The sequence below is a fragment of the uncultured Friedmanniella sp. genome, assembly GCF_964244285.1.
Taxonomy (GTDB): Bacteria; Actinomycetota; Actinomycetes; order Propionibacteriales; family Propionibacteriaceae; genus Microlunatus.
In genome coordinates this window covers 32196-50507 of sequence record NZ_CAXTHT010000011.1, presented here as the reverse complement: position 1 = coordinate 50507, position 18312 = coordinate 32196, and the positions used below count along the sequence as shown (strand labels likewise).

Below are 18312 nucleotides of genomic sequence, written 5' to 3'. Positions count from 1 at the left end.
GGCTGCTGTCGGGGCTGGTGGGTGCCGGTCAGGCGAGCGAGGCGGGCTGGGCGGACGGCAGCTCGGCGAGGACGTCACCCAGCCGCTGTCGGGCTCCCTGGGCCGCCTCGTCGTCGGGGGCGCCGGCCGCGGCGTCCTCGGCGCCGCACCGGTCCCGGTAGGCCGTCAGCTCGGACCGGCGACGTGCGTCGTCCCAGCCCAGCTCCTCGGCCATCAGGTCGGCAATCTCCTCCGCGGCCGCGAGGCCGTGGCCGCGCACCTCGTAGGTGAGGCGGGTGCGCAGCGTCATCACGTCCTCCAGGTGCAGCGCGCCCTCGTGGGTCACGGAGTAGAGGATCTCGACTCGCAGGTAGGCCTCGGCGCCCGTGACCGGACGTCCGAGGTCGGGCCGGGCGTCGACGAGGGCGAGCAGCTCAGGCAGGTCCGAGCCGTAGCGGTGCAGCAGGTGCGCGACCATCTCCTCCGACCAACCGTAGGTGGCGGCGATCAGGGGGGCGCGGCGCGCGAACATGTGGAAGCCGGCGGCGCCGACCAGCGGGGTCTCGCTGGTGCCGGAGGGCAGCTCCTTCGCGCGAGCGGCGCCGAGAGCGAAGTCGACGGCGTCCTCGGCCATCACCCGGTAGGTCGTCAGCTTGCCGCCGGCGATCGAGATGAGCCCGGGAGCGACCTCGGTGACCGTGTGCTCGCGCGACACCTTGGTGGAGGCGGTGCTGTCGCCCTTGAGCGCCGGCTGCAGCAGGGGCCGCAGTCCGGCCCAGGTGCCGATGACGTCGGCGCGGGTCAGCGGCCGGGCCAGGACGGCGTTGGCGTGGTCGAGCACGTAGTCGATGTCGGCCGCCGTCGCGACCGGGTGGGTCAGGTCGCCGTGGTAGGCGGTGTCGGTGGTGCCGATGACCCAGTAGCGCGACCAGGGGATCAGGAACAGAACGGACTTCTCCGTCTGCAGGATCATCCCGGACTGGCCCTCGATACGGTCCCGGGGCACGACGATGTGGATGCCTTTCGAGGCGAGCACCTGCAGTCCGCTCTCCTCTCCGGCCCGGTGCTGGGTCTCCTCGGTCCACACCCCGGTCGCGCTGATCACCTTCTGGGCCTTGATCGTCCGCCGGTCGCCCGTCTCCAGGTCGCGCACGACCGCGCCGTTCACCACGCCGGCGTCGTCGCGGACGAAGTCGACCACCTCGGTCCGGCTGGCCGCCAGTGCCCCGAAGTTGACCGCGGTCCGGAGCAGGGCGACCACCAGGCGCGCGTCGTCGACCTGGCCGTCGTAGTAGCGGACGGCGCCGTGGCACACCCCCGGCTTGATGTCAGGGAAGATCCGCTGCACCCCGCGGGCACTCACGTGGCGGTGCACCGGGACCGCCCGGTTGCGCGTCCCGACCGTGGCGAGCGCGTCGTAGAGGGCGATCCCGGCTCCGACGTAGGGGCGCTCGTACCAGTGGCTGAGCGGGTAGAGGAACGGCACCGCGCGAACCAGGTGCGGAGCCAGCCGGTCGATCAGCAGACCGCGCTCGGTCAGTGCTTCGCTGACCAGCTTGAAGTCGAGCATCTGGAGGTAGCGCAGCCCGCCGTGCACCAGCTTGCTGGAACGGCTCGAGGTGCCCGAGCCCCAGTCCTGCGCCTCGACGATGCCGACGCGCAGTCCTCTGGTGGCCGCGTCGAGGGCGATGCCGGCTCCCGTGACGCCGCCGCCGACGACCAGGACGTCGAGACCGCGGTCGTCGGCCATCGAGTCCAGGGCAAGGGTGCGGCTGTGAGCGGTCAGGATGGACACGGGTGAGCTCCTCGTGGTCGGGGTGTCTGCGGTACTAGTGTCGTGGCTGAGTGCACGTTGTCTCAAGCGCGTGCACGAATGTGCAGAACTCTGGCGGTGGGCTGAGAGGAAGAGGATCCAGATGGCCGAAGGGATCTGGTCCGATGGGGAGCTGCAGCGGGTGGCGACGCTCTACTACGGGCACGACGAGACCACCGAGGCGATCGCCGCCCGGACGGGGGTGTCGCGCTCGACGGTCTCCCGTCAGCTCAAGGCTGCCCGGGACAAGGGCATCGTCCGGATCACGGTGGCAACCGACGGCGGCACAGGAAGCATCGGCCGCCAGCTCGCCGACCGCTTCGGGATCCGGGCTCACGTCGTGCCGGTGCGCGAGACCGCGACGGACGCGCAACGTCTCGCCCAGGTCGCTCGCACGGCCGGCCGGCTGCTGAGCGAGACGGTGACGAGCGACATGGTGCTGGGTCTGGCCTGGGGAACAACCGTTTCCACCACGATGGAGCACCTGGTGCCGAAGGCCACTCGGGGGACGGTCGTCGTCCAGCTCAACGGAGCGGTCCACGCCTCCAGCACCGAGGTGCTCTCCGTGAGCGACCTGCTGGGTCGGGCGTGCGCGGCTTTCGAGGCCCGCCCGGTGTTCTTTCCCGTGCCCGCGTTCTTCGACGACCCTGCGACGAAGGCCGCCCTGTGGCGGGAGCGCTCGATCCAGACGGTGGTCGACCTGCAGCGGTCCTGCCACGTCGTCGTGTTCGGGGTCGGGTCGTGGACGGGGTCGCTGACCTCGCAGGTCTACGACGGCACCTACCTCGACCAGGCCGACATGGCTGACCTCGAGGCGGCCCGCGCGGTGGGAGACGTGTGCACGACGTTCTACCGGGCCGACGGGAGCTACGCCGACCTGGCGATCAACCAGCGCAGCAGCGGTCCCGGCTTCGACCAGTTGAAGGACGTGCCGCGGCGGCTGTGCGTCTCCGCCAGCCCGGCGCGGGCGACCGGCACGATCGGGGCCCTGCGCGCGGGTGTGGTCACCGACCTCGTGGTCGACGAGCAGACCGCGCAGGCCGTCCTGGATCTGGAGGCCCGCCAGCGCCCGCTGCGTCCTGCGCGGTCACGAGACGCGAGGCGGTCGGGCGAGTGAGTCGCGGGTGACGAGGGGGCAGGGGACCGTGAGCCGCGCGGGCCGGTCGGTGCTGCCGTCCACGAGCAGTCGACCGGCCTGCCATCCCATGTCGTAGTGGGGGAGCCGGATGGTGGTCAGCCCGGGTCGGAGCTGGTCGGCGACGTCGGGCTGGGAGTGCCCGCAGATCCTCACCCTCGATGGACAGCAGGTGGCCCTGGTCGGTTCGTGGACACCGGAGGCCGGGACCATGGACGTCTTCTCCTTCGTCGTGTCCACGGCGGGCGGAGACGGCGTGGTCGCCCCGACGCCGGAAGACCTTCGGCTGGTCGACCACGGGCCTGACTTCTACGCGGCCTCCGTTCTGGCCCAGAGCCCGTGGGGATCTCTGGTCTGCGGCTGGGCCACCGAGGCCAGATCGAGCAGCTGGTGCGTGGACGACGGCTGGTCCGGGGTGCTGACGCTGCCTCGGGTGATCACCGTCCGAGCAGACGGCTCGCTCGCCAGCGCGCCGCTTCCGGCTTTAGCCGCCCTGCGCACGGAGCCGGCCGGTCGAGCGGTCCTCGACACGCTCGACGGGCTGGGAGCCCAGCTCGAGTTCCTGCTCGAGAGCGTGGACGACTCCGACTCCGACTCGGCCTCGGCCTCCGACCTCGACTCGGCCTTGGGCTACGGCTTGCGGCTCCGCTTCGGATCGACCGAGTTCCTCGACATCGTCGTCGACCCGGCGCGGAACCAGATGTCGGTCGACCGGAGGTGGGCGAGCGGCGATCCCCGAGCCGACGGGGGCTGCTTCACCGTGTCCGAGGTCGCCGGGCTGTCGGCGGCGGGGCAACAAGTCCGAGGCTTCGTCGACGGCTCGGTGCTCGAGCTCTTCCTGCCCGGCGGCCGTGTCATGACCACCAGGTTCTACCCCACCACGCCGCCACCCTGGCGGCTCGAGCTCCGTCCGAGCGAGAGACGGCTGCGCCTCACGGTCTGGCGCTTGTCGGGCTGAGCCACGAGCGCGCGCAACCCGTTCCTGCTGCCTGATCCACCGCCACCACCGATCCGCGACCACCCCCTGATCCACGACACACCCAAGGAGCACCACCATGGACATTCGCACCTCGGCCGACAGGGCCTCAGCCTCGCCGCGATCGGCTACGGCGCGATGGGCACCGCCGTCGGCTACGGCGCCACCGACGACACCGAGTCGATCGCCGCGATCCGCCGCGCCCACGAACTCGGCGTCACCCACTTCGACACCGCCGAGATGTACGGCTGGGGCGAGGGCGAGAGGCTCCTCGGCACCGCGCTGGCCCCGATCCGCGACCAGGTCACCATTGCGACCAAGTTCGGCTTCACCCCCAGCTACGCCCCGAACTCCCAGCTCGACCACGTTCGCCAGGTCGTCGACACCAGCCTCGAGAACCTGAACATCGACGTCATCGACGTGCTCTACCAGCACGTCAACGACCCGAGCGTGCCCGTCGAGGAGGTCGTCGGCGTGATGGCTGAGTACGTCACCGCCGGCAAGGTCCGATACCTCGGGCTGTCCAACACCGATGCCGACAACATCCGCAGGGCGCATGCGGTGCACCCCATCTCGGTGCTGCAGACCGAGTACTCGATCTTCGCCCGCGAGTCCGAGGCACTGCTCGGCACCCTCGAGGAGCTCGGCATCGGCATGGTTGCCTACTCCCCCCTGGCCCGCGGGTTCCTCAGCGGTGTGGTCAGGCCTCGAACCGCCTACGACGGCAGCGACTTCCGCCAGCACATCGGCTGGTGGGCGCCAGAGAACTACGACGCGAACGTCGCCCTGGTCGACCAGCTCACCGAGCTCGCCGACAGCCTGCGCGTCAGCCTGTCCCAGCTCGCGCTGGCCTGGCTGCTCGCCCGCAAGGACTACATCGTCCCCATCCCCGGCTCACGTAACCCCGACCGCGTTGCCCAGAACATTGCCGCCGCCGATCTGCAGCTCAGCGACGCCGACCTCGACGCGATCGACCAGATCGTCCCTGGCGGGGGAATCGACGGGCGCAACTGACCACGCCAGATCGGCGGCCGGTTCCGCCTCATCTCCCACGCGTGCTGGCCGATCCACCGCTGCCTGGCGGCCAAACCGTAGCGGGAAGCGGACCGGGCCCGTGTTACCGGAGACCGGCAGCCATTCGCCAGGACCGTCGGCCTCGATGCCGGGCAGCCGTGAGGCGAGCAGAGGGAGGGCGACGCTCATGTCGGTCCGGGCGACGAAGTGGCCGAGGCAGAAGTGCAACCCACCGCCGAAGCCGCTCTGCTGTGGTCGGTCCGTCACGGTGATGTCGAAGCCAGGTTCGTCGCCCATCGCCCGCGGATCGGTGCCGGCAGCGTGCGAGAGCACCTGGACCATCCCGCCCCGCGGAACGGCCAGACCGAAGAGGTCCACGTCCTCGGTCGCCTCCCGGGTGACCCAGGTGACCGTGGGATTGACCCGCATCACCTCCTCGACCGCGTTGCCGCCGAGCTCGGGCCGCTGCGCGAGCAGAGCCCACTGCTCGGGATGACGTAGGAAGGTCTGGAGAGCCAGCCCGAGCTGGTTGCGGGTGGTCTCCATCCCGGCGAAGGCCAGGAAGACCAGGCCGACGCTCAGCTCACGGCGGGTCAGCGCGTCGTCGTGCTCCTGGGCGGTCAACAACGTGGTGACCAGATCGGCCCGCGGGTGCCGACGCCGGTCGGCGACCACGGCGTCGACGTAGCCCGTGAGCCCGGCCAGAGCCGCCTCGATCCGCCCCAGGTCCTGTTTGAGGTTGACCCCGAACGACTTCCCGAGGTCGTCGGCCCAGTGGGCGACCTGCGGGGACTCATCCTCGGGTAGACCGAGCAGCAGGCAGATGATGCGGGCGGCGTACGGCTCGGCGAACTCGCGAACGAACTCCACCCGACCCCGCTCGACGAAGCCGTCGATCAGATCGTGCGCGAGAGCCTGGAACTCCTGCCGCATGGCCTCGATGGCCCTGCTGCGGAACGCCGGGCCGAGAAGCTTGCGCAGGCGGAGGTGGTCGGGGCCCTCGAGACTCAGCAGCGTCTCTCCCCACCACTGGGCGAACGGGCCGTCGTGGACGCCGTTCTGGGCGGGCCACTTGGCGTTCCCCTGCTGGAAACGCTTGTCCTTGAGCACAGCCGTTCCCTCGGCGTAGCGCAGAACGGCCCATCCGTACGGGGTTACGGCGTACCAGTCCTCCTCCCGCGCCTGGTGGACCGCCGCCGAGTTCACGTCGAAGGTGGGATCGGCGAGATCGAGAAAGGCGACCATACTCGGAGCCTACGACCGGCGGACGGGACGGCCCTACGCTCTGCTGGTCTCCGGTGCGGCCTTCCCTACAGGGTCCGTGCGCCGGGGTCCCAGTCCGGCGGTAACAGGGCCGCGCGGCGCACGGTGCTGGTGATGGGTGCGTATGCGGTGGTGGTGACCGCCTGGCCGATGCGGGTCATGATCTCGAGCACGTGGAAGGCCAGATCGCCTCGGGCGCGGTGTGGCCGGTCTGCCCGGATCGCCCGGGCCATCTCCAGTACTCCGGTACCGCGTGAGGACAGGGCGGGCGGCTCGGCCGCTACCCGCGGCACGTCGTCGGTCGGGTGCTGGATCGCGACGGCGCCGTCGAACGTGTTCGGGTCGGGAAAGACCATCGTGGCCTCGGTTCCAGTGATCTCAAGGACGGTGCGCTGAATGGGCGACTCGAAAGTCAGCACGAGCGTGGCCGACTGGCCCGAGGCGAACTGCACGGAAGCGCTCACGTGGGTCGGGACGGTCACGTCGAACTCCTCACCGGCCCTCGGCCCCGTGGCAATGGTCCGGCGCGTGCGGGCGGTCGAGCCGGTCGCGGCCACCCTCGATGCTGGTCCGAAGGTCTGGATCAGCGCGGTCAGGTAGTACGGTCCCAGGTCGAAGACCGGGCCGGCGCCGAGCTGGAAGAGGAAGGCCGGGTTGGGGTGCCACAGCTCCGGCCCGGGCTATTGCAGCAGGACCAGTGCAGTCAAGGGGCGGCCGATCCGACCCTCGTCGATCAGGCGCCGGGCGGTCTGCAGACCTGACCCGAGAAACGTGTCAGGGGCGCAGCCGACGCGGAGACCGGCTGAGTCGGCGGTGTCGAGAAGATCCCGGGCGTCCCCCAGGTCGAGGGCCAGGGGCTTCTCGTTCCAGACGTGCTTTCCGGCGGCGAGCGCGGCGCTGGCGACCTGAGCGTGAGCGGCGGGGATGGTGAGGTTGACCACGAGCTCGATGTCGGGGTGAGCGAGGACCGTCTCCACGTCCCCGGCGCTGCGGATGCCGAACTGGGCAGCCCGGGTCTGGGCTGCGGCCGGGAACATGTCTCCGACGGCGGCAACTCGGAGGTCGGGAAAGCTCGTCAGGTTCTGCAGGTAGGTCTCACTGATGACTCCGGCGCCGATGACACCGACGGTCACGGGACCCGAGGTGGCACTCATGCGCGGTGGACGGACTGAAGCGGGACCGAAGGCCGGGAGAGGGGATCGCGGGAAATGGTCATGGAACAGGGTCGTCCTCAGTTGTCGATGGGGAGTCGGTGGCGCTTTGACCAGCAGTCGGAGGACGAGCGGACCAACCGGGTCCGGACGGATGGGCCGGACCCGGTCGGGGCATCGGTCAGCGTCCGGCGAGCGATCCGCCGATGCCGCCGACGCTGAAGTACTTGTTCAGAACGGCGAACAAGACGGTGGGCGGTAGGAGCATCACGACCGACACCGCCATCACCGATCCCCAGTCGGTGGCGTTCTGCTGGAAGAAGCTCTGCAGCCCGACGGGAAGGGTGAACACGTTGCTGGACTTGAGGAAGACCAGCGCGACCAGATAGTCGTTCCAGGCGACCAGGAACGCGAAGATCGCCGTGGACAGGATGCCGGGCAGGGAGTTGCGCAGGATGATCCTCAAGAATCCGCCGAAGACGGACGCGCCGTCGACCCAGGCCGCCTCTTCCAGGGTCTGCGGGATGGAGTCGAAGTAGGCCGCCATCATCCACGTCGCCACCGACATCGAGCTCCCGACGTAGACGATGACCAGGCCGATCAGGTTGTCGGCGAGTCCGATCTTGGCGAACAGGATGAACAGCGGGATGATCGCGGTGATAATCGGCAGGGACTGGATGACGAACAGTAGAAGCGAGTAGCCGGCGACGGCCTTGCTCCGACCTCGCGACAGCACGTAGCCGGCCGGTGCGGCGACCACGACCGAGACGATGACCGTGACCAGGGTGACGCCGAGGCTGTTGGCGAGCCAGGTGAGGACCCCGGTGTTGGCGAAGACGGCGCTGAAGTTGTCCAGGGTGAAGAAGGCGGTGCTGTTGCTAAAGCCGCCCGGTCGGATGGAGAGGAACAGGGTCACGTAGATCGGAATCAGCACCACGGCGGTGACCACCAGGAGCAGGCTGAACCGCCCCCACCGCCCTTTCATCCCAGGCTCCTGGCTGGCCTTGACGGTCAGCGTCCTGGCCGGGATGGCGGCGGGACGACCGCCGATCTCGAGTGCGGTCATGCGGTCTCACCCTTTCGGATCTGGCGGTAGAGGATGGTCGAGATGATGACCAGCACGATGGTCATGATGAAGGCGATCGCGACACCGGGTCCGGTCTGGAAATCCTGGAAGACGGTCCGGTAGGCCAGCACGACCAGCGAGGAGGTCGCGGTGATCGGACCGCCTCCGGTGAGCAGGAAGATGGTCGGGAAGTCGTTGACGCAGAAGATCGTCATCAGGATCCAGCTGATGTAGGTGGAGCGGCTGATCATCGGCAGGGTGATCTGGGTGAGCTGCTGCCACTTGGTCGCCCCGTCCATGTTCGCGGCCTCGTAGACCGTGCCATCGACCGAGGCCAGGGCGGCTGAGGTCATCAGCATCATGAAAGGGAAGCTGACCCAGACCTTGAAGATGCAGACCGTGATCGCCGCCAGGGTGGGGTTGGCCAGGAACAGCAGCTCTCCCATGCCCAGGCTGCGGGCTAGGGCCGGGACCGGCGAGTCGGGGGTGGCGACCAACCAGTTCCAGGCCGTCGACGACACGACGATCGGCACTACCCACGGCAGCATCAGCAGGACCTTGAAGACGGCGTTGCCCGGGATGGTGGTCCGCATCAGCAGAGCCAAGGCCATGCCGATCAGCCAGGAGCCGAAGACTCCGATGATGGTGAAGATCACGGTGAACCGGGCAGCCTCCCAGAAAGCCGGCCGGGTCAGGACGTCGGTGTAGTTGGCCAGGCCGATGAACTTCCCGGTGATGATCAACGAACCTTTGTGCAGCGACTGGTTCGCCGCGTAGACGAGCGGATAGGCGTTGATCAACAGCAGCAGGATCACCGACGGTGCGACCAGCAGCACCATGGTGAGCGCGCCGCGGGAGGCCTGCGTGCTTCTGGCCGGCCGTCGCGACCCGCCGCCCCCGGCCACCCCTACCGCGGCCCTGGCCCGCTGGAGGCCGGTCGTCGTTGAGGTGGCCATCAGTTTCTCCAGCCGATCGCGACGCTGGTCACTTGACGGCCTCTTCGATGCCAGCCTGCAGCTTGGTGAGTGCGGTCTTGGCGTCGGTCTTGCCCTGCAGCATGGTCTGGGCGAACTGGGTCAGTGCCTGCCCGCCGTCGACCGAGGCCAGCCCCGCGAACATCTTCGTGCCCTTGGCGGCGTACGTGGTGGAGATCGGGACGTACTCCGAGATGATCTTGGTCTGCGCCTTGTTCTTCTTGATCGCGTCGGATGCGGCGATCGACTTCAGCACTGGCACTCCGCCCACCTGGTTGGCGTCCCAGTACTGGTGGATGTTCTTGAAGTAGTACGACATGAAGGCCTCAGACGCCGCCTGCGACGGGGTCTTCTGGTACATCATGATGCTGTTGACGAAGTGCAGTGCGGCCTTGTCGCCGTGCGGCCCAGCCAGTGGCGAGATCACCTCGAGGTCGTCGGCGACGGCCGCGGCCGAGGCCTGGAGACCGGCGTTGGCGATACCGAGGCCGATCTTCTTCTTGGACCACGACGCATAGAGGTTGTCGGAGGTGTAGCTGATGCTGGCCGGGTCGATGATGCCCTCGTTGGCCAGGGTCTTGACGAACTCCATCGCCTCGACGTTGCGGTCGATCAGGCAGTCGGGCTTGCCGTCGGGGGTGAACAGCCCGCCGCCGTTCATGATCATCAGCGCGACCATGGTGTGCGAACCGAAGTTGTTCCCCGCCCCGGTGCCGGTACCGAAGCCGAAGACGCCGATCTTCTTCAGTGCCAGCCCGGCCTTCAGCAGCGAGTCGAAGTCGGTCGGCACCTCAGCGCCGGCCTGCTCGAGGAGCTTCGTGTTGGCCCACATGATGCGGGAGTCGAGCTGCCAGGGCATGGCGGCGATGCCGTTGTCGGTCTTGTTGGCCTCGGCCAGACCCGGCAGGAAGTCGTCGTAGGTGCCGTCCTTCTTCCAGGCCTCGACCAGGTTGTCGGCGTAGGCGATCGCGCCCTGCTCCGCGAACTGGAACGGCTGGAAGCCGCCGCCGCTCGAGACCGCTGGGCCGGTGCCGGACGCGATCGCGGAGGCGTAGGTCTGGTAGAAGTTGTTCCACGGAATGACCTGGTAGTTCGCCTTGCCCATGCCGGCGGCCGGGGCGTACGCGTCGGTGATCTTCTTGCCCAGGTCGTTGTAGGCGGTGGTGCCCCAGGGCTGGTCCCAGAACTTGATCGGGTCCGCACTACCGCCGGTCCCGCCGGAGTTGCTCGACCCCGAAACGTTGCAGGCAGCCAACGTGGGAACGGCGGCGGCCGTGGCGGCCAGGCCCAGGAAGCCGCGACGGCTCATCGGGTTGGGAGTGGATCCTGTCATGTCTTGCTCCTTCTGCGACCGCGCGGTGGCGGCGGCTCTTCATTGAGGGGTGGAAGGTTGCTAGGAGGCTGGAGGCCTAGCCCTCGACGAGCAGGAACGCGGTTCGGGCCGCCTCCCCGTCGGACGCGAAGTCGTCGAGGTCGGTGGCGAGGTTGGGGGTGGCGGCGGTGGGCTGGGAGGAAAGCAGGGCCCGGAGCCTTCGCCAGGTGGCGCGGTGGCCGGACTCGTACCGGGTGGGTGACAGGCGGGTGCCCTCCGGATTGGTCACCGCGAGCGTCGCGGGCTGTGCGGTGACGCCGCTCGGGATCATCAGCTCGACGCTGCCGTCGTCGGTCAGCAGCCGTACCCACGCACTCTCCGGGACGGCGTCGGTGCAGACCAGGCTGAGGTCGACGGGGTGGTCGGCGACCAGACCGACGGCCGCGTACCCGTGGCTCGAGCAGGTGAGGAGGCGCGCGTCGCTCACCGGTCCGAGCAGCGCCCGGACCAGGGTCAGCTGTTCGAGCAGCGCGGCCTCCGGGCTCGAGCCAACAGGCCGGTGCACCTGGCTCTCGACCCGCGAGGCCCGCGGCAACGCCTCGACGAACGCCGCGGCCGCCGACTCGATGACTGGGTTCGCCGCCCAGCGGGTGTCGAGGGCGGTCAACGCCCCGCGGCTGCGGAGGCGGTCCACATCGGCCGGCTCCGGGTGGACCACGATGGCGGCGACCGCCCCGAGGTCGAGGGCACGGGCGACGGCTGTGGGCCAGCCCGTCGAGCCGCTGACCACAGCCGCGCCGCCGGGCGCGCCCTGACCGTGCGCGTAGGAGAGGGGTAGCGAGGCTAGCACCGTCGCCACCTCGGACCAGACCTCGGCGTCACCGTGGACGGTCACCGGCGTGGTCACGCCAGCGCCCCTTCGCGGTACGGGGACCGGACCAGGTCGGCAGCGGCATCAGCCACCGCAGTGGCGAAGCGCAGGTCCTCGACCAGGCCGGCGGTGTCTGGTGCCTGCTTCTCGCCGCGGACGATCGCCGCGAGGTCGCCCCACTCGCCCTCATAGCCGTTGTGCGTCGCCGGTCCCCAGGTCTGCGCCGAGCCCGCTGTGAGCAGGGTGGCGACGGCGGAGCCGGCGTGGACGTAGGACGGTGAGAACTCCACCCGCAAGGCCTGGGTGTCGCTGTAGACCTCGAGCGTCCAGTCCGGCTGCCAGGTCTTGGAGATGAGGGCGTGCAGCTCGACCCTTGTGCCCGCCACCGTCAGCACGATCTGGTAGCCGAACGGAGCCAGAGCGCAGGCGCTGAGCACGGCCAGGTCGTCGAAGTGCGGCAGCAGCGTTCGCACCAGGGGGAGGTCGTGGATGGCCAGGCCCATGATTCCGGCGTGTGCCAGCGCGGCCTGCGCCTCGACACTGCGGGCCTCGGCAGGCGGGCTCGTCCGTGGGCTGATGACCTCGGTCGCGAAGTCCTCGAACCTCGGGTTGGGTGGCAGCACGATCGACGAGCGGATCGTGTGGCTGTTCTGGGGGAGTGAGCCCCAGTGGGCGGTCGCTGCCTGCCATCCCGGGTCAAACGTGTGCATGGCGCCCACCACGATCGGCACGCCGGTCTCAGCCGACACGGCCGCGATCTCCGCGGCCTCGTCAGCCGAGGTCGCGAAGGGCTTCTCACAGAGCACAGCTCGCTTGCCTGCCCGGCAGGCCGCGATCACCTGGGCGGCATGGAACCGGTGCGGGGTACAGATGGCCACGACGTCCACGCGCGGATCGTCGAGCACGGCGTCGGCCGAGGTGGAGGAGCTGGCCCCGACCCGGCCGGCCACCCGGTCGGCGGTGTCGGCGTCGACGTCGCTGATGTGGACGACATGGAACGTGTCCGTCAGCCGAGCCAACGTCGGCAGGTGAATCGCCTGCGTGACCGGGCCGGCTCCGAGAAAGCCCACGCCCAGTGTGCTGCTCATCGCCGGACACCTTCCCGTTCGTGGTCAAAACCGACCGTTCGTACATGTTTCGGGAACCATAACCGGATGTTAGGGTTTCGTCAACCAGGAGGAGGATCTGACACCGTGACTGAGGGGTCGCCCACTCCCGCACCTGTGGCGCGGGGTCCGTACCGGACCGGCATCCGGCGTCGCGAGCAGATCGTGGCGAGGGCGGCCGAGGTCTTTGCGGAGTTCGGCTACGCCGGGGGGTCCATCCGGGTGATCGCGGCCCGGGTCGGGATCGCGCCGGCGTCCCTGCTTCAGCACTTCGGCAGCAAGGAAGGTTTGCTCGAGGCCGTCCTGGAGGACTGGACCCGGCAGACCGAGGCCCAGCGGCTGCCGTCCGACCTGCACGGCCTGGCAGCCCTGGAGTCGTTTCGTTCGGTCACGCGATTCCACCTCGAGCACCGCGGTCTGCTCGAGCTGTTCTTGACGATGGCCGCGGAGGCCAGCAGTGCCACTCATCCGGCGCGGGTGTTCATCCAGCGGCGTTACGCAGATGGGATCGCACGCCAGCAGCTGTACCTACGCGAGGCGCGCGACCTCGGCGAGGTGGGGCCGATGACCGATGAGCAGATCGAGGCCGAAGCCTCGATGTCCTTCGCGATCCTCGACGGGCTGGAGCTCCAGTGGCTGCTGGATGCCCGGGTCGACCTGGTCGGGCTGTTCGACACCTACCTGGACGCAGCTATCAGTCGTTGGCGTGCCGGTAGGCCGCTCTAGAATTCTGGGCCCTGTCGACGGCCTGCTGGAATTCTGACCGGTAGGCGTCAGCGCGTGGCCGCGATCGAGAGCCGGGGACGCGATCTGTGAGCCCACCACCCTGCGAACTGGATCGCTCTGGGTCTGGTGGAGTCTCTGGTGCGCTCCGGGTTCGGAGGAGTCGCGATTTGTGGATTCTCATGCCTCGGTGATGATGTGGTTGAGGTCGAACCCTGATCGGGGCGAGGGCGTGCGAACTGGCGTTCGGCGGGTCGCTGGCGATGACGTCGGTCCGGACCCTTTCCACTTCCGCCGCCCGGAGAGGCCCAGCAGGCCACCGCGGCGCATCCGAAGCTCGACCTGATGCCCGACCAGCACACCGCGGCCGAGGGTGAGCTCGGCGTCGACCCGCCGGCCGCCGTAGATCTCGTGAGACTCGACGTGGATCTGGCGGCTCAGGTCGGTCAAGCGCCCTGGACGGGCACGTTCTCCGCGGCCATCAACTCGATGCCGCGTACCTGCTCTTGGGCTTGTCTGCTTCTTCCAGGGCGCGCGACTGAGAGCGAGTTCGGCTCGAGCTCGGCGATGCGCTTCTCCGCCACTGCAGGTCTGCGTTCTCCCACGTGCTCAGACCAGGTTGCAGACCGCGGTCGATGCGGTGTTGGCGGCGCCAGCTGCAGATCGTCTGGTCGCTGAGGTCGAGGTCGTACGCGACGTCGGCCACGCTGTGTCCGCCAGCGAGCCTGTCCAACACTTCGCTTAAGAACTCTGCGAGTAGCCCCGTCGTCCCATCTGTACTCCTGGATCTCAGGACACGAGACTCCAGAACCCCAGACGCCGCGGAAGCAGGGACCCACAAGACCGGCGGAGGATACGAGATTCGAACTCGTGAGGGCGTGAACCCAACCCGCTTTCCAAGCGAGCGCCATAGGCCTCTAGGCGAATCCTCCGCCCGGAACCTTACCGGCTGCCCGGAGCCACAGCGAAACCGGCGGCCGGACCCGGGCATCCCGGCAGACGGGTGCAGCGCGCTGGCAGGGGGTCTCGGCGATCCCGTATGCTCAACTCCGGTCCCCCGCGTGGCGATAACTCGCCCAACTCCCCCAGGGCTTGACGGCAGCAAGGGTAAGTGAGCTCTTTCGGGTGCGCGGGGGGCTCCCACAACATCGGCCTCTCAGGCGAGACGGCCGGCGTCGGCGTCAGAGCAGGCCGTGCCGGGCCAGGATCCGGTCCAGCTCGGGCCGACCGCCGTCCCGGGCGAAGAGCTCGGCCCGGATCCCCAGCTGGGCCGCGGACTGGACGTTGGCCTCCGTGTCGTCCATGAACAGGGCCTCCTCCGGCTGCAGCCCGAGGGCGTCCAGGACGTGGTGGAAGTAGGCCGGATCGGGCTTGGCCAGCCCCATCTCGCACGAGTAGAACTGCGCCTCGAACAGTTCGCCGTAGGGCAGGTTCGCCTGCATCCACCGGGCTCGCGGGACGGACTGGTTGGTGGTCAGGGCGAGGATGATTCCTCGTCCGGCCAGTGCACGCACCCCGTCGAGCATCGCCGGATCCACCTCGATGTTCTGCCAGGCGCCGAGGACCTCCTCGACCTCCACGTCGGCGTCGTGGGCGTCGAGCACCTGCGTCAGCGAGTGGGCAAGGTCGACCTGCCCGGTCATCGTCGGCTTCTCGGCTCGGGCGATGGCGTCGAGGAGGCGCTCGGTGTGCGGACCGCCACTGCCCGCGCGCTCGCCGATCTCGTCCCGCCACTCCACCGTCATGTGCTGCAGCACCCCGTCGGCGTCGATGAGGACAGCGCGGAGCGAGGAGGCCATATGCACCATTCTCTCAGCCGCCGCCGACGGATGCCGTCCGAACACGTTCCAGCAGCTCCATCGCGTCGTAGGGGGCCCGGACCTTGGCGTCGTTGTCGCAGTAGACGTACACGTCCTGGCCGGCTTCGGCCCAGCCCAGCACCCGGGCCGCCCAGACGTCGAGGGCGTCCTCGGAGTACCCGCTGGCGTACAGCTCCTCGTGCCCGTGCAGCCGGACGTACATGAAGTCTGTGGTGATCTCCTCGATGATCGGCCACTTTCCGGGGTTGTCCGCGACCACCAGCCCGATGCCGTGCCTGCGCAGGAGCTCGTAGAAGGCCGGGCTGCGGAACGACTCGTGCCGGACCTCGACGGTGTGCCGCAGTGGCAGTCCCGGGTCGGGGGCCACGACCAGCGCGCGGTCCTCCGGCACCCGGTCGTCGTGCCCCGCAGCCAGCGACGCGGCCGCTGCGGCGGTGCGCGGCAGAGAGGTGAAAAAGCTGCTCATCCGCTCCGCGTCGAAGCCCAGGTTGGGCGGTAGCTGCCACAGGAACGGCCCCAGCCGCCCACCTAGGGCCAGGACGCCCGAGGCGTAGAAGTTGGCCAGCGGCACCGCGACGTCGGTGAGCTTCTTGAGGTGGGTGATGAATCGGCCGCCCTTCACCGAGAACTCGAAGTCGGCCGGTACCGCCGCGGCCCAGGCCTCGAAGCTCGTCCGGCGCTGCAGGGAGTAGAAGCTGCCGTTGATCTCGACGCTGGTCAGCCGCTCGGCGACGTAGCCCAGCTCGCGTCGCTGCGGCAGCCCGGGCGGGTAGAAGGTGCCGCGCCACGGCGGGTACGTCCAGCCGGAGATGCCGATGCGAATGGCCACCGGCTCATTCTCACCGAGCCCGGATTTCCGCGGACGGGACTGTCAGTCCAGGGGCATAGGGTCGTGCCCGTGGAGGAAGAGCTGCTCGCGGGGGATGCCGAGGCCGGGCCTGAGGAGATCGAGCACACTCAGGACGAGGCTTTCTTCGGCGGTGCGCCGGAGGATCCGTCGCCGCGACCGGCCGCGCCGCTCGCCCTCTACCGACGCTACCGCCCGGACACCTTCGCCGACGTGATCGGCCAGGAGCACGTGACCGAGCCGCTGCAGCGCGCGCTCACCAACAACCGGGTCAACCACGCGTACCTGTTCTCCGGTCCCCGCGGCTGTGGCAAGACCACCTCGGCCCGCATCCTGGCGCGCTGCCTGAACTGCGAGCAGGGTCCGCGGGCCGAGCCGTGCGGGCGTTGTCGCTCCTGCCTGGACCTGGCCCGGGGCGCCGCCGGCAGCATCGACGTGATCGAGATCGACGCGGCCAGCCACGGTGGCGTCGACGACGCCCGCGACCTCCGGGAACGCGCCTTCTTCGCCCCCGTGCAGAGCCGCTACAAGATCTACATCGTCGACGAGGCGCACATGGTGACCACGGCGGGCTTCAACGCCCTGCTCAAGCTGGTCGAGGAGCCGCCGCCGCACGTCAAGTTCATCTTCGCCACCACCGAACCCGACAAGGTGATCGGCACGATCCGGTCCCGCACCCACCACTACCCCTTCCGGCTCGTGCCGCCGCGGGTGCTTACCGACTACCTCGGCAAGCTGTGTGCGGCCGAGGGCATCACGGTCGAGCCGGCCGTGCTGCCGTTGGTCGTCCGCGCCGGCGCGGGCTCGGTCCGCGACTCGCTCTCGGTGCTCGACCAGCTGCTGGGCGGCGCCGAGGCGTCCGGTGTTGCGTACCGGCAGGCGACGGCCCTGCTCGGCTACACCCCCGACTCGTTGCTGGACGAGTTCGTGGACGCCTTCGCTGCCGGTGACGCCGGAGGGGTGTTCTCCTGCGTCGACAAGGTGATCGAGGTGGGCCAGGACCCGCGTCGCTTCGCCGAGGACCTGCTGCGGCGGCTCCGTGACCTGGTCATCGTGGCGGCCGTCCCGGACGCCCTGCGCTCGGGGCTGGTGGACGTCGCGGCCGATCAGGCCGAGCGGCTCTCGTCCCAGGCCGCTGCGCTGGGGCCGGGCGAGCTGACCCGCGCGGCCGAGGTGATCGCCGCCGGGCTGACCGACATGCGGGGGACGACCGCACCCCGGCTGCACCTGGAGCTGATGTGCGCGCGGGTGCTGCTCCCGGGGGCCGACGTCGACCAGCGGGGGGTGCACGCCCGGCTCGACCGGCTGGAACGTCGGCTCGGTATGCCCGGCACGGCGGCCGAGGTGGCCACCCCGGCCGCCACCCCCGTTGCCCCCGTCGACCGGGCCCCCTTGCCGGAGCCGGCACCAGGACCGGCACTGGCGGCAACGCCCGCACCAGCGCCGGCGGCGCCCGTCGAGCCCGAGCCTGCCCTCTCGCCGACTGAACCAGCATCACCACCGGCTCCCGCCGCGGAGTCTGCCCAGGCCGCCCAGCCCCGCGAGGACCAGACAGACCTCCGTGGACCGGCGGGGGGCGGGTCGGACGACACCGCGCTCGGGGCCACCGCGCCGGCGAACAGCGCGCCCGACGACCAGCTCTCGGTCACCGACGTCCGACGGCTCTGGCCCGAGGTCCTGGAGGAGGTCAAGGGCAAGCGCCGCTTCACCTGGATCCTGCTCAGCCAGAACGCCCAGGTCTCCGAGCTGCGGAACGGCACGATGGTGCTGGCCATGGCCAACGTCGGCGCGCGGGACAGCTTCTCCCGCGGCGGCAACGAGGACGTGCTGCGGGAGGCGCTGGTCGTCGTCCTCGGGGCCGACTTCCGGATCGAGACGATGGTCGAGGGTGGCCCCACCTCGCCCACACCGGCCGCCCGTCCCGTCCCGGTCAGCGAGCAGGCTGCCGCCTCGTGGGACGCGCCGGCGCCCGCTCCCGCGCCTCCCGCGGAGAGCGCACCGCCGTTCCGTCCCGAACGCGACCCGGCCGGCCGGGAGCGGATCCGGCAGGAGATCCGTCCGACCCGACAAGGCGGTGCGGCCGGGGGCTCGGCCGACGACCGCGACGCCGGGGTCAGCCGGCTCGACAGCGACCTCGAGGACTCCACGGAGTCCCATACCGAGCTGCTGGCGCGCCACCTCGGGGCGGAGATCATCAGTGAGGAAGAGGAACGCGCATAGGGTGGGCTGCGCAGCCCGACCCCCGCACGTCCGAACTCAGCA

Annotated in this window: 17 protein-coding genes, 1 tRNA gene and 1 other RNA gene; 6 read left to right on the top strand and 13 right to left on the bottom strand. The window is 69.6% G+C overall.

Annotated elements, in window-relative coordinates; genetic code table 11:
* Positions 1–28 precede the first annotated feature (28 nt).
* Positions 29–1729 carry a glycerol-3-phosphate dehydrogenase/oxidase gene (locus tag ACFE7W_RS18405; RefSeq protein ID WP_375426319.1) on the bottom strand — a complete coding sequence of 567 codons (1701 nt, stop codon included), beginning with the start codon at positions 1727–1729 and terminating at the stop codon, positions 29–31.
* A gap of 166 nt (positions 1730–1895) precedes the next feature.
* Between ACFE7W_RS18405 and ACFE7W_RS18400 the strand changes: the two genes are divergently transcribed.
* A complete protein-coding gene (locus ACFE7W_RS18400; protein ID WP_375426281.1) occupies positions 1896–2909 on the top strand; it encodes a sugar-binding transcriptional regulator in 1014 nt (337 codons plus the stop codon).
* On the opposite strand, the gene ACFE7W_RS18395 is transcribed toward ACFE7W_RS18400, so the two are convergent.
* Positions 2880–3083: a hypothetical protein gene (locus tag ACFE7W_RS18395; RefSeq protein WP_375426280.1), complete on the bottom strand. Its 204-nt coding sequence runs from the start codon at positions 3081–3083 to the stop codon at positions 2880–2882. The two genes, ACFE7W_RS18400 and ACFE7W_RS18395, sit on opposite strands and share 30 nt — an antisense overlap.
* Here ACFE7W_RS18395 and ACFE7W_RS18390 point away from each other — a divergent pair.
* Complete coding sequence (locus tag ACFE7W_RS18390) at positions 3019–3885, top strand: GH32 C-terminal domain-containing protein (protein WP_375426279.1); 867 nt, start codon at positions 3019–3021, stop codon at positions 3883–3885. The two genes, ACFE7W_RS18395 and ACFE7W_RS18390, sit on opposite strands and share 65 nt — an antisense overlap.
* Before the next feature lie 156 nt (positions 3886–4041).
* Positions 4042–4917, top strand: coding sequence for an aldo/keto reductase (locus ACFE7W_RS18385; protein WP_375426278.1), 876 nt, complete (start codon positions 4042–4044; stop codon positions 4915–4917).
* Here the strand turns inward: ACFE7W_RS18385 and ACFE7W_RS18380 are convergent.
* From ACFE7W_RS18380 to ACFE7W_RS18345, 8 genes are all read right to left on the bottom strand, one after another.
* On the bottom strand, positions 4798–6162 hold the full coding sequence (locus ACFE7W_RS18380) for a cytochrome P450 (RefSeq protein ID WP_375426277.1): 1365 nt from the start codon (positions 6160–6162) through the stop codon (positions 4798–4800). The two genes, ACFE7W_RS18385 and ACFE7W_RS18380, sit on opposite strands and share 120 nt — an antisense overlap.
* A gap of 65 nt (positions 6163–6227) precedes the next feature.
* Positions 6228–6848, bottom strand: coding sequence for a hypothetical protein (locus ACFE7W_RS18375; RefSeq protein ID WP_375426318.1), 621 nt, complete (start codon positions 6846–6848; stop codon positions 6228–6230).
* A gap of 12 nt (positions 6849–6860) precedes the next feature.
* Positions 6861–7334 (bottom strand): Gfo/Idh/MocA family protein, encoded by a 474-nt coding sequence (locus ACFE7W_RS18370; protein WP_375426276.1) that lies wholly within the window; start codon positions 7332–7334, stop codon positions 6861–6863.
* A 178-nt stretch (positions 7335–7512) separates the two neighbouring features.
* Positions 7513–8397 carry a carbohydrate ABC transporter permease gene (locus tag ACFE7W_RS18365; protein ID WP_375426275.1) on the bottom strand — a complete coding sequence of 295 codons (885 nt, stop codon included), beginning with the start codon at positions 8395–8397 and terminating at the stop codon, positions 7513–7515.
* On the bottom strand, positions 8394–9353 hold the full coding sequence (locus ACFE7W_RS18360) for a carbohydrate ABC transporter permease (RefSeq protein ID WP_375426274.1): 960 nt from the start codon (positions 9351–9353) through the stop codon (positions 8394–8396). Before ACFE7W_RS18360 ends, ACFE7W_RS18365 begins: the two co-directional genes overlap by 4 nt.
* A gap of 28 nt (positions 9354–9381) precedes the next feature.
* Positions 9382–10704, bottom strand: a complete 1323-nt coding sequence (locus tag ACFE7W_RS18355; protein ID WP_375426273.1) for an ABC transporter substrate-binding protein — start codon at positions 10702–10704, stop codon at positions 9382–9384.
* Positions 10705–10780: 76 nt separating this feature from the next.
* Positions 10781–11590, bottom strand: a complete 810-nt coding sequence (locus ACFE7W_RS18350; RefSeq protein WP_375426272.1) for a hypothetical protein — start codon at positions 11588–11590, stop codon at positions 10781–10783.
* A complete protein-coding gene (locus tag ACFE7W_RS18345; RefSeq protein ID WP_375426271.1) occupies positions 11587–12642 on the bottom strand; it encodes a Gfo/Idh/MocA family protein in 1056 nt (351 codons plus the stop codon). Before ACFE7W_RS18345 ends, ACFE7W_RS18350 begins: the two co-directional genes overlap by 4 nt.
* Before the next feature lie 105 nt (positions 12643–12747).
* On the opposite strand from ACFE7W_RS18345, the gene ACFE7W_RS18340 reads away from it, so the two are divergent.
* On the top strand, positions 12748–13386 hold the full coding sequence (locus ACFE7W_RS18340; RefSeq protein ID WP_375426270.1) for a TetR/AcrR family transcriptional regulator: 639 nt from the start codon (positions 12748–12750) through the stop codon (positions 13384–13386).
* A gap of 844 nt (positions 13387–14230) precedes the next feature.
* Here ACFE7W_RS18340 and ACFE7W_RS18335 read toward each other — a convergent pair.
* Positions 14231–14315, bottom strand: a tRNA-Ser gene (locus ACFE7W_RS18335).
* A 116-nt stretch (positions 14316–14431) separates the two neighbouring features.
* On the opposite strand from ACFE7W_RS18335, the gene ffs reads away from it, so the two are divergent.
* An RNA gene (gene ffs / locus ACFE7W_RS18330) (signal recognition particle sRNA small type) lies at positions 14432–14528 on the top strand.
* 36 nt (positions 14529–14564) lie between these two features.
* Here the strand turns inward: ffs and ACFE7W_RS18325 are convergent.
* Positions 14565–15182, bottom strand: a complete 618-nt coding sequence (locus ACFE7W_RS18325; RefSeq protein ID WP_375426269.1) for an HAD family hydrolase — start codon at positions 15180–15182, stop codon at positions 14565–14567.
* Positions 15183–15195: 13 nt separating this feature from the next.
* Positions 15196–16032: a DUF72 domain-containing protein gene (locus ACFE7W_RS18320; protein ID WP_375426268.1), complete on the bottom strand. Its 837-nt coding sequence runs from the start codon at positions 16030–16032 to the stop codon at positions 15196–15198.
* A gap of 69 nt (positions 16033–16101) precedes the next feature.
* Here ACFE7W_RS18320 and ACFE7W_RS18315 point away from each other — a divergent pair, with 69 nt between their 5' ends.
* The gene (locus tag ACFE7W_RS18315) at positions 16102–18270 is read left to right on the top strand and encodes a DNA polymerase III subunit gamma and tau (RefSeq protein ID WP_375426267.1); all 2169 of its coding nucleotides are present in this window, start codon (positions 16102–16104) and stop codon (positions 18268–18270) included.
* Positions 18271–18312: the final 42 nt, after the last annotated feature.

Coding starts and splice junctions, on each gene's coding strand:
- ACFE7W_RS18355 (WP_375426273.1), bottom strand. CDS start 10,704: ATGACAGGATCCACTCCCAACCCGATGAGCCGTCGCGGCTTCCTGGGC.
- ACFE7W_RS18380 (WP_375426277.1), bottom strand. CDS start 6,162: ATGGTCGCCTTTCTCGATCTCGCCGATCCCACCTTCGACGTGAACTCG.
- ACFE7W_RS18365 (WP_375426275.1), bottom strand. CDS start 8,397: ATGACCGCACTCGAGATCGGCGGTCGTCCCGCCGCCATCCCGGCCAGG.
- ACFE7W_RS18345 (WP_375426271.1), bottom strand. CDS start 12,642: ATGAGCAGCACACTGGGCGTGGGCTTTCTCGGAGCCGGCCCGGTCACG.
- ACFE7W_RS18385 (WP_375426278.1), top strand. CDS start 4,042: ATGGGCACCGCCGTCGGCTACGGCGCCACCGACGACACCGAGTCGATC.
- ACFE7W_RS18390 (WP_375426279.1), top strand. CDS start 3,019: ATGGTGGTCAGCCCGGGTCGGAGCTGGTCGGCGACGTCGGGCTGGGAG.
- ACFE7W_RS18405 (WP_375426319.1), bottom strand. CDS start 1,729: ATGGCCGACGACCGCGGTCTCGACGTCCTGGTCGTCGGCGGCGGCGTC.
- ACFE7W_RS18360 (WP_375426274.1), bottom strand. CDS start 9,353: ATGGCCACCTCAACGACGACCGGCCTCCAGCGGGCCAGGGCCGCGGTA.
- ACFE7W_RS18325 (WP_375426269.1), bottom strand. CDS start 15,182: ATGGCCTCCTCGCTCCGCGCTGTCCTCATCGACGCCGACGGGGTGCTG.
- ACFE7W_RS18370 (WP_375426276.1), bottom strand. CDS start 7,334: ATGAGTGCCACCTCGGGTCCCGTGACCGTCGGTGTCATCGGCGCCGGA.
- ACFE7W_RS18400 (WP_375426281.1), top strand. CDS start 1,896: ATGGCCGAAGGGATCTGGTCCGATGGGGAGCTGCAGCGGGTGGCGACG.